The organism is Chloroflexus sp. (assembly GCF_034435895.1).
In the GTDB taxonomy this organism is placed as follows: Bacteria; Chloroflexota; Chloroflexia; order Chloroflexales; family Chloroflexaceae; genus Chloroflexus.
The window spans coordinates 1-8,734 of record NZ_DAOTWH010000272.1 but is presented as its reverse complement, the minus strand read 5'-3'; the positions used below and the strand labels follow the sequence as shown (position 1 = coordinate 8,734).

Annotated in this window: 11 protein-coding genes and 1 pseudogene; 8 read left to right on the top strand and 4 right to left on the bottom strand. The window is 60.4% G+C overall.

All coding sequences use genetic code 11. The features are described 5' to 3' along the window. The first annotated feature begins 105 nt into the window (after positions 1-105). From U9R81_RS15545 to U9R81_RS15535, 3 genes are all read left to right on the top strand, one after another. Positions 106-1,017, top strand: a complete 912-nt coding sequence (locus U9R81_RS15545; RefSeq protein ID WP_322496341.1) for an alpha/beta hydrolase — start codon at positions 106-108, stop codon at positions 1,015-1,017. After that, complete coding sequence (locus U9R81_RS15540) at positions 1,014-2,402, top strand: sensor histidine kinase (RefSeq protein WP_322496340.1); 1,389 nt, start codon at positions 1,014-1,016, stop codon at positions 2,400-2,402. Before U9R81_RS15545 ends, U9R81_RS15540 begins: the two co-directional genes overlap by 4 nt. 242 nt (positions 2,403-2,644) lie before the next feature. After that, the gene (locus tag U9R81_RS15535; RefSeq protein WP_322496339.1) at positions 2,645-3,574 is read left to right on the top strand and encodes a DUF1338 domain-containing protein; all 930 of its coding nucleotides are present in this window, start codon (positions 2,645-2,647) and stop codon (positions 3,572-3,574) included. Positions 3,575-3,610: 36 nt separating this feature from the next. Here the strand turns inward: U9R81_RS15535 and U9R81_RS15530 are convergent, their stop codons facing one another. From U9R81_RS15530 to U9R81_RS15520, 3 genes are all read right to left on the bottom strand, one after another. Then, positions 3,611-3,862 (bottom strand): mycoredoxin, encoded by a 252-nt coding sequence (locus U9R81_RS15530; protein ID WP_322496338.1) that lies wholly within the window; start codon positions 3,860-3,862, stop codon positions 3,611-3,613. 90 nt (positions 3,863-3,952) lie between these two features. Next, on the bottom strand, positions 3,953-4,501 hold the full coding sequence (locus U9R81_RS15525) for a YceI family protein (RefSeq protein WP_066791148.1): 549 nt from the start codon (positions 4,499-4,501) through the stop codon (positions 3,953-3,955). A 164-nt stretch (positions 4,502-4,665) separates the two neighbouring features. Further along, complete coding sequence (locus U9R81_RS15520) at positions 4,666-5,106, bottom strand: OsmC family protein (RefSeq protein ID WP_322496337.1); 441 nt, start codon at positions 5,104-5,106, stop codon at positions 4,666-4,668. Positions 5,107-5,239: 133 nt separating this feature from the next. On the opposite strand from U9R81_RS15520, the gene U9R81_RS15515 reads away from it, so the two are divergent. From U9R81_RS15515 to U9R81_RS15495, 5 genes are all read left to right on the top strand, one after another. Beyond that, on the top strand, positions 5,240-6,415 hold the full coding sequence (locus U9R81_RS15515) for a lycopene cyclase family protein (protein ID WP_322496336.1): 1,176 nt from the start codon (positions 5,240-5,242) through the stop codon (positions 6,413-6,415). Beyond that, complete coding sequence (locus U9R81_RS15510) at positions 6,412-6,972, top strand: hypothetical protein (RefSeq protein WP_322496335.1); 561 nt, start codon at positions 6,412-6,414, stop codon at positions 6,970-6,972. The genes U9R81_RS15515 and U9R81_RS15510 overlap by 4 nt, the downstream gene beginning before the upstream one ends. 95 nt (positions 6,973-7,067) lie before the next feature. Continuing rightward, complete coding sequence (locus tag U9R81_RS15505) at positions 7,068-7,610, top strand: hypothetical protein (protein ID WP_322496334.1); 543 nt, start codon at positions 7,068-7,070, stop codon at positions 7,608-7,610. Between the two features lie 48 nt (positions 7,611-7,658). Beyond that, a complete protein-coding gene (locus U9R81_RS15500; RefSeq protein WP_322496333.1) occupies positions 7,659-8,084 on the top strand; it encodes a hypothetical protein in 426 nt (141 codons plus the stop codon). Beyond that, positions 8,065-8,202, top strand: coding sequence for a hypothetical protein (locus tag U9R81_RS15495; RefSeq protein ID WP_322496332.1), 138 nt, complete (start codon positions 8,065-8,067; stop codon positions 8,200-8,202). Before U9R81_RS15500 ends, U9R81_RS15495 begins: the two co-directional genes overlap by 20 nt. 20 nt (positions 8,203-8,222) lie before the next feature. On the opposite strand, the pseudogene U9R81_RS15490 reads toward U9R81_RS15495, so the two are convergent. Then, positions 8,223-8,734 (bottom strand): annotated as a pseudogene (locus U9R81_RS15490) (3-dehydroquinate synthase); the annotation flags it as partial.

Genomic DNA, 8,734 nt, shown 5'->3' with positions numbered 1-8,734 from the left:
CGCCGGTGGCGCCAGCCGAGCTGCCACCGCCGTTGCCGCGCCGAACGCCGGTGGCCGAGGACGATCTGTTGGCGCAGTTGTTGGGTATGCCGCCGGAGAATGAGCATGGAGATCGATCCACGCGCGCGCTTGATTGAGTGGCCGAGCGCAGCGTTAGGTGTTACCGGGCGGATGTATGTCTATGCGCCGCCGGATTACCAGCCAGAGGGGCTGCCGCTGCCGGTGGTCTATTTGCTGCGCGGTCACGAGCGCGAGTGGGTGAACCGGCGCGAAGACGAGAGCCGGTTCGGGAGCGCGATCGATGTCTACGAACGGGTGCGGGCGCGCGGCGAAGTGGGGCCGCTGTTGCTGGCAATGCCCGGCTTGGCGAGCGCCGATAATCGCATTCCCGGCCTGCTGGCCGATTTCGTCGCGCCGGAGCTTACCGATGCTCCCGGTGTGGGCAGTGGTCGCTTCGCCACTTTCTTTTTCGATGAGGTGTTGCCGTTGATGGAACGTGAATTCGGCGCGCACCCGGCGGCGCGGGCCTTGACCGGGTTCTCGCTCGGCGGCTATATGGCGGTCAAAGCGGTGGCGCTGCATCCCGATCTGTTTGTCAGCGTCAGCGCCTACGATGGTTCGTTTCCGTATACCGGCGACGGCGGGCGGGTGGCGCGGCGTTACGATACGCTGCTCAACGCGACGATGTTCGATCCGGCGCTGGGCCGTCCGCGCACCCCGGAAGTGATGCGCGCGCAGAATCCGATCTGTCTGTTGATGCAAGCTAATCGGGCGGCGCTGCGGCGGATTACGTGGATGATCCAGTACGGGCCGGAGCATATTGAGCCGTGGGGGTCGAATTTTTATCGCGGTGAGTATCTCTTGCGCGCACTGGCGACGCTAGGCATCGCGAATGCGGTTCCGGTGGCAGCTCTGCCCGACGGCGCGCATACGTGGGCCGTGGCCGACCGGCATCTCGAACAGGCCTTGCCGTTGCACTATCGGGCGTTTGAACGGGTCTTAGCGCACCGGCTATGAAATCGCCTCCCCGCAATACGATCGAACTCCTTATCCGCCTGCGCTGGCCGTTCGCGGCGGTGGTCGGGTCGCTGTTTGCGCTCACCCGGCTGGTTGAAGATCTTCTGTTTGATGAAGCGATGGGGACACCAACCGGGCGGGCGGTTGACCCGATTGTTTGGGGGTTGCTGGCATTTGCCGCGATTTGGTTGGTGCTCAGTTGGGCGATCCGGCAAGAACAGGAGCGCATCTCGAACGAAGCGCGCATGTTCGAAGCCCTGCGTGAGAGCAATGAACGGCTGGAATTGCTGTATGAAATCAACCAGCGGGTCGCGTCGAGCGCCACCCTCGATGAGATGCTCGATTATGCGATCACGCTGCCGGCTCGCTTGGTTGATGCGGCGGCGGCGACGATTGTGCTGACCGATGAGCAGGGCCAGCCGTATACGGCGCGGGTGACCGGGATCGATGCGGTGATGTTGGAACGGGCGCGGGCTGCGTTTGGTTTGCGCGCCCTACCTACGTCGCCGGCTCAGCCGGCGGTGTTGCGCCCCCAGCAGGCCTGCGGCTGGGCGGCTTGCTTTGTGTTGCCACTAGCCGAGCGCGATGCGCCGCCGATCGGCTGGATTGAGGCGTTCCTCAAAGAGGGTGAAGCAGCGCTGCGCGAAGCGCGCCAGCCGCTGTTGGCGACGGTTGCCAGCGAGTTAGCCGAAGCGGTGGTTAATAGCCGGCGGCGCGATCGTGTGATCGCCAGTGTTGCGGCGGTTGAGCGGGCGATTAGCGCCGAGCGGACCCGAATTGCCCGCGATCTGCACGATGGCGTGGCCCAGTCGCTGGCCTTCATGCGCATGCGGATCAATCTGTGGGAAGATTGGCTGGAACAGGATCCGGCGCGCTTGCGCGAAGAGTTTGCGACCTTCAAAGCGAATCTGCGCGCGCAGATCGAAGAGTTGCGCCGCGCAATCTTCGCTCTGCGCCCGATTGAGATTGGCCAGCTTGGGTTTGCCGGCGCGTTGCGCCGCTTTGTCACCGAGTTTGCCGAACAACACGATTGGGATGTTGAGATTGATCTCACCGACCTGCCGCCCGATCTGCCGCCGGTGCTGGAATTAGCCGCGTTCCGGTTCGTCCAAGAGACGTTGAACAACACGGCCAAACACGCCCAAGCGCGGCGGGTGTGGGTGAAGCTCGGCGTGCGCGATCAAGGGTTGATCATTCACGTGCGTGATGACGGGGTTGGCTTTAATCCCGGCGAAGAGCCGCCGGCGGGCCATCTGGGCCTGCGCCAGATGCGCGAACGGGCAGCGGCGCTCGATGGGCAGGTGACGATTATTTCGCGTCCCGGCGATGGGACTGAGGTGCGGGTGTGGTTGCCGTTGATCTATTCGGCGGTGGCGGTGTCGTAGGGAGTAGAGCGGCGCTCTGCCCGTATAGGCTGGGAGCAGAGCGGCGTGCTACTCGTACTGATGGAACGACGTGCAGCGAGGGGGCAGAGCACCGCTCTGCCCATACGGGCTGGGGGCAGAGCGGCGCTTGGCCCCGCTGAGTGCAACTTTTGACCGATACCGCATTGCGCTGGTGGTAAGGTAAGATACAACCATAGAATATGCCGCCACGCCGGTGTGGTGATCATTGTAGACGAGGAGCTATGACCACGACAACCACTGACCGTCTCCCCATCTTCGAGCAGGTGTTAGCCGGCCTAATGCGCCGTTACCGCGAGCGGGTGCCGGATGTGACCGCTATCGCGCAGGCGATGGTCGCCGAAGGGATTATTGCTTCCCCTGAAGAGATCGAGAATGACCATATCGCCTTCCGCACCATGGGCGTGCCGCAGCTCGGCATTCGCTCGCTCGAGAAGATTTTTCTGCATTACGGGTACGAACGGCGCGACCGCTATCACTTCCCGGCCAAGAAGCTCGCTGCCTTCTGGTACCACCCGCCGCGTCCCGATTTGCCGCGCATCTTCATCTCTGAATTGCGCGTCGGCGATCTATCGCCGGAAGCGGCAGCGATTATTCGCAGCTATACCGATGAAGTGACCGCTGATCCGGTTGATGCGCTCGATTTGGATGATGCTACGCAAGTGGATGACTTCCTGCACCGGCCGCTCTGGCGCTTGCCCACGTGGGCCGATTATCAACGCTTGGCCGCCGAGAGTGAGTATGCCGCGTGGGTCATTTACAACCGCTACTACCTCAATCACTTTACGATCACGGTGCATAACTTGCCCGCCAGCTACAACACCATCGCCGATTTCAACGCCTTCCTTGAACGGCGCGGCTTCAAGCTCAACGATGCCGGCGGCAAGATCAAGGTTAGCCCCGACGGCAAACTGTTGCAGTCGAGCACCGTCGCCGAGCTGATCTGGGCCGAATTTGCCGGCGGCGAGCGCCACCAGATTGCGGGGTCGTATGTGGAGTTTGCCGAACGGCGTCCGCTCGATGCGTTTGCCCATCTGCCGCCGCACGAGCTGCGCCGCGAGCATCGCCGCGAAGGATTTGAGGCCGGCAACGCCGATAAGATCTTCGAGAGCACCTACAGCACCCAAACCGCCAAACGCGCCGAGGAGCATTAAGCAGGTAGGGGCAGAGCGAAGCTCTGCCCCTACCGGTTACGCCATCTGGCTCAATTTCTCTTGCAAAGCCCGGTTCGACGGCTCCACCAAAATCGAACCATCGGGGAAGACGATCGTCGGCACACTCTGATTGCCGTGGTTGACCTTCACCACAAACTCGGCTGCGGCCGGATTGTGTTCGATGTTGATGTAGGTGTACGGCGCGCCGTGCTGGTCAAGCACCCGCTGAGCGCGGCGGCAATCGGGGCACCAGTTGGTGCCGTAGACGACGATAGGTTGCAGCGACATAGCCTCCTCACCAAGTGTATTCCACGAATGAAGCCGCGTGAAGCAGCTTTATCATGAAGTATACCAGTATTTTGCGTTCCTGCTGTCGGTTTACGCCGCGACCGGCTCCTCTTGCGGCACCTGCTTAACGATTTCGATCTCGATGTCGATCGTCACCTCTTCGCCAACCAGCACGCCGCCCGTCTCGAGCGCAACATTCCACGTCAGGCCCCAGTCTTTGCGGTTGATCTTGGTGCTGGCGCTGAAGCCGGCGCTGAGCGTGCCCCACGGCGATTTCGACTGGCCGTTGTACTCGACTTCCAGCGCCACTTCACGGGTGACGCCGCGGATCGTCAAGTCGCCAATGATGCGGCCATGGCTGTCGTCAATGACCTCCACCCGCTTGCTGGCAAACGTGATCGTCGGGTAGTTGGCGACATCGAGGAAGTCGGGTGACATCAGGTGGCCGTCGCGTCGCTCGTCGCGGGTGTCGATGCTGGCCGCGTCGATGGTGACATTCACTGACGAATTGACCGGATTCTGCTCATCAAAATTGACTGTGCCGTCAAATCGGCTAAAGCGACCGCGCACCTTCGAGATCATCATGTGGCGGACCGAGAAAGTAATCATCGAGTGTGAAGCGTCAATCACCCACGTCATACGGTTGTTGCTCCTAGGAGATTCAGCATATCTTGTTCACGTAACCCAGCATAACGGCTGAGCGTCAACAAGAGCGTCAACAGGAGCGTGAACAACGGGCAAAGGGTTTGAGAGGTGAGAGAGACGGCCCAGCGGGCCGTCTCGGTGCTGCTGGTTGGTGCGCGCTAGTTTGCCTCATCCAACGACGGCACGATCTCGTAGCGGTAGCGAATATCTACCGTTGCGCCGAGCATACACCAGACCGGGCAATAGCGGTCGCGTGACAACTCGATGGCGCGTTCGAGCGCTGCCGGATCGACGTCGCCGGCGCAGCGGTAGACCAGCTCAATCTCGGTGTACGGCTTGGGATACTCGTCGCCGCGCACGCCTTGCACGCGCACTTCAAGGCCGGTCACTGGCTGGCGCTTCTTGCGCAAGATACTAATCACGTCCATCCCTGAACAGCCGCCTAACGCCATCAGCACTGTCTCCATCGGCGAGGGGCCAGCAAGATCAGCATTGCCTTCGTGCGGGCTATCGAGTTCGATCGGGCGGCCCGAATTGGCCACGGCGGTAAAGTGGAGACCTTCGCGCAGGCGGACGCTAGCATTAATGACTGCTCCCATATAGAACCTTTCAAGGTAGGCGACGACTTGGTCGGCAAACCGGTATTGCCGCCGATCTTGTCGCTTCCATTATAACACTCCGGGTTATAATGCAAAAAGGGCAGGCCAAATGGCCGCAGGGAGAACAGGGCGTATGGACTACAATTACATTATTGCCGGCGCTGGCGCCGCCGGTCTCAGTCTGGCCTATCACCTTGGACAGAGCGCGTTGGCTGAACACTCGATCCTCTTGATTGATCCGAACCCAACCCGGCGGAACGATCGCACGTGGTGTTTTTGGGAAGTGGGAGCCGGCCCGTTTGAAGCGGTCGTCTCGCGGCGCTGGGATCATCTCTGGTTGTACGATGATCGCTGGTCGGCGCGGTTGGCGATTGCGCCCTACCAATATAAGTTGATACAGGGCATTGACTTTTACCGGTTTGTTGACGACTGGATGGCGTTCCGCCCGCAGATTACGCGCATACAGGGCAATGTCGAACGGTTTGTCGAGTTGCCTGATGGGGTGGCAGTGACGGTTGGCGGCAAGACCTACACCGCGCAGTTTGGCTTTAACAGCGTCTACCGGCCGGCGCCGGCGCCGCCCGGCTATCATGCATGGTTGCAGCATTTTAAGGGGTGGGTGATCACAACCCCGCGACCAGTGTTTGATGCCGAAGCGGCCACCTTCATGGATTTTCGCATCCCGCAGGTGGGTGATGTGCGGTTTGGCTACGTCTTGCCGTTCGATGCCCATACCGCGCTGGTCGAGTACACGATCTTCTCGCCGCAACTCGTTAGCCAAGCCGAATACGAAGCCGGTTTGCAGCGGTATATCGCCGAACAGTTAGGCATCGACCGCTACGAGATCACGCATGTCGAATATGGCGTTATTCCGATGAGCGACGTGCCGTTGCCGCTGCGCCCTAGCCCGCGTGTGCTCAATATCGGCACCGCTGGCGGGATGAGCAAGCCGTCCACCGGCTATACCTTCCAGCGCATCCAGTGGCAGACACGGCAGATCGTTGAGAGTCTGATCAGGGATGGGCATCCGTTTTACCCCCAGTCGCGCTTTAAGCGCCATGCGTGGATGGATAGCGTGTTGCTCAATGTGCTCGATGCCGGACGAACGCCGGGCCATCGCTTCTTCGCCAATCTGTTCCGCCACAACCCGATCCAGCGCGTGCTGCGCTTCCTTGATGAAGAGACGACGTTGGCCGAGGATATTGCGCTAATGGCTACTGTCGAAATTCTGCCATTTGCGATTGCGGCGCTCGCGGTGGCATGGGGGCGGATGAGCGCGTTGGGCCGGCGCGAGTTGGAAATGGGTTGATCGAGAATGCTGTTGATAACGCCGTCTGTCTTGAGCGCCGCACGTTCGTGCGGCGCTCGCTGTTGCAGCGGCTCTTGCTAGTAAATGAGAGCGCCGTCGCGAAAGATTCGCCGAAGGTTAGCTTCCTTTCTCTTGCAAACAACATCGCCTCTGGCTACTGTGCAAACAAGATATCAAGCGCATCGCGAAAGGAGGCTGCTACGGCTACCTCTACGTTGCTGACGATGATGGTGATAGCGGCGTGGTTGTTCGATCGAATGGGATACCGGTACTTGTTTAGTATGTTCAATGAAGGCGTGATGGCGCAGGTTGGCTTGCCGGTGAGCGCCTCGCTGCAGCCAGCGTGGAAAGCGAGCGCGAGCCGCCAGCCGATATCGCTGTCGAATATCGGTGGTGCTGTGCGCTGGAGTGATGTGCATTATGCAGAGGTAGATGAACCGTCGCGGCAAATGATGTTGCACCGCAGCGGCAGGCTGACGTTCCTGTTCGCTGGTACCGCCGACAATTTTGACTGGGTATCTTCATTGGTGCGGTCAAAAACGTGCCGGCAGCGATGATTGGCGCGCTCGTTCACCTACCGCCGGCAGTGACAGCAGTCTGGGTGATGCTCCATCGTACTGAACGGCTGCGTCTGGGGAAGGAACGTAAATCCATGAATTCGTCCACATTGTTGCTCGAATGGAAGGTTGATGCGTCACCGTTTCGGAATCGGGTCGTGCTCCAGCAGATGGGGTTGGTGCTCGGCATTCCGATAGTGTTGGTCGGGCTGTTGATAGCTGCGATTACCGAGCAGGATCGGTGGCAAGTCGCCTTGCAGATGATGGGCCTGATCGGTGGCATACTTCTGGGATTGTTTCTATTGGCAATGCTGGTGTTCACTCTCGTTGGATACGAGCAGCATTTTCAGCTTGACGAAGAGGGTGTGCAGGCGAAGGTCAGCGGGCGCACGAGCGTCTTTTTGAAACTAGTGCGGATTGGCTTGCTGTTCAGTGGCCGGCCCTCGGCAATGGGGGCCGGGCTCGTGATGCGCACCGGCGATGCGATTCGCTGGCACGATGTGACTAAGGTGGAAGTTAATGAACGGCAGCGCCAGATGACCCTCTACCGCAAAGGCGGGCCGCCGTTTCTGCTGGCTTGCAACGCTGACAATTTTGCGACGGTGCGCGAGATTGTGCAGGCGAAAACGAGGACGTAGAGATGTTGTTCTTACGCTAACACACGCTTTGCTTAGAAAGTGTCACGTATGAATTCCCCCGCGGTTTCGCTCGAATGGCAGGTTGATGCATCACCGTTTCGGAACCCGGCCATTTGGCGGCAAATGGCGCTGGTGTTTGGCGTCCCGATCCTGTTGCTTGGCTTGTTGATCGCCATTGTAACCGAACACGATCGCTGGTTCACCGCCTTGCAGGTGATCGGTATTGTCGCTGCTGCTGTACTGGGTTTGCTGTTGGTCACGATGGTGCTGTTCAAGTTGCTTGGCTACCGGCAACATATTCGGCTTGACGAGACAGGTGTGCGATCTCAGGTCAGCGGACGGGATCCGAATCTTTATGAAAGCGGTGCGAGCCAGATCGCTCTTGAGCGGGCAGACCACTGTGACGGGATCGGGGATGGCGGTGCGCACGAACTATGCGATCCGCTGGGGGCAGGTGCGGAAGGTAGAGGTTGATGAACAACAGTGCGAACTGATCCTTTACCCTCCCAGCGGGCCGCCGTTTTTGCTGGCCTGCACCGCCGAGAATTTTGCGATGGTGCGCGAGATTGTGCAGGCGAAAACGGGGGCGTAGGGGCAGAGCACGCTCTGCCCCTACAACGCCGGTGGCGACGCTAACACCGTTTCGATCACGGCGATGGGTACGTCGCTGCGCACAGTGACTTGGCCGATGGCGGTGGGCAACACCCAGCGCACCTTGCCGGCCTGCACCTTCTTGTCGCGAGTGATGAGCGTCAAAATCGCTTCCCGGTCAAGGTCTGCCGGCATTGCGGTGGTGAGGCCGTAAGCGGCGAGTAGGGTGCGCTGCCGCTCGACTAGCTCTGGCGCACACAGACCGAGCGCGACCGCAATCCGCGCCGCGGCGTCCATGCCGATCGCGACGCATTCGCCGTGCAGCAGGCGATAGCCGAGCAGTTGCTCGATCGCATGGCCAATGGTGTGGCCGTAGTTGAGTGTAATCCGCTCGCCGCGCTCGAATTCGTCGATCGAGACGACTTCAACCTTCACTGCGACAGCGCGGGCGATAATGCCAGTGAGTTTAGCGGTCAACTCGGCGTCGCCGGCGTCCCACGCGGCGGGGTTGGCAGCGTGCCAGCCGCGCGCGG

Bases quoted from the DNA above. Each gene is read 5' to 3' on its own strand.
- U9R81_RS15545 (WP_322496341.1), top strand. From the start codon at position 106: ATGGAGATCGATCCACGCGCGCGCTTGATTGAGTGGCCGAGCGCAGCG.
- U9R81_RS15540 (WP_322496340.1), top strand. From the start codon at position 1,014: ATGAAATCGCCTCCCCGCAATACGATCGAACTCCTTATCCGCCTGCGC.
- U9R81_RS15535 (WP_322496339.1), top strand. From the start codon at position 2,645: ATGACCACGACAACCACTGACCGTCTCCCCATCTTCGAGCAGGTGTTA.
- U9R81_RS15530 (WP_322496338.1), bottom strand. From the start codon at position 3,862: ATGTCGCTGCAACCTATCGTCGTCTACGGCACCAACTGGTGCCCCGAT.
- U9R81_RS15525 (WP_066791148.1), bottom strand. From the start codon at position 4,501: ATGACGTGGGTGATTGACGCTTCACACTCGATGATTACTTTCTCGGTC.
- U9R81_RS15520 (WP_322496337.1), bottom strand. From the start codon at position 5,106: ATGGGAGCAGTCATTAATGCTAGCGTCCGCCTGCGCGAAGGTCTCCAC.
- U9R81_RS15515 (WP_322496336.1), top strand. From the start codon at position 5,240: ATGGACTACAATTACATTATTGCCGGCGCTGGCGCCGCCGGTCTCAGT.
- U9R81_RS15505 (WP_322496334.1), top strand. From the start codon at position 7,068: ATGAATTCGTCCACATTGTTGCTCGAATGGAAGGTTGATGCGTCACCG.
- U9R81_RS15500 (WP_322496333.1), top strand. From the start codon at position 7,659: ATGAATTCCCCCGCGGTTTCGCTCGAATGGCAGGTTGATGCATCACCG.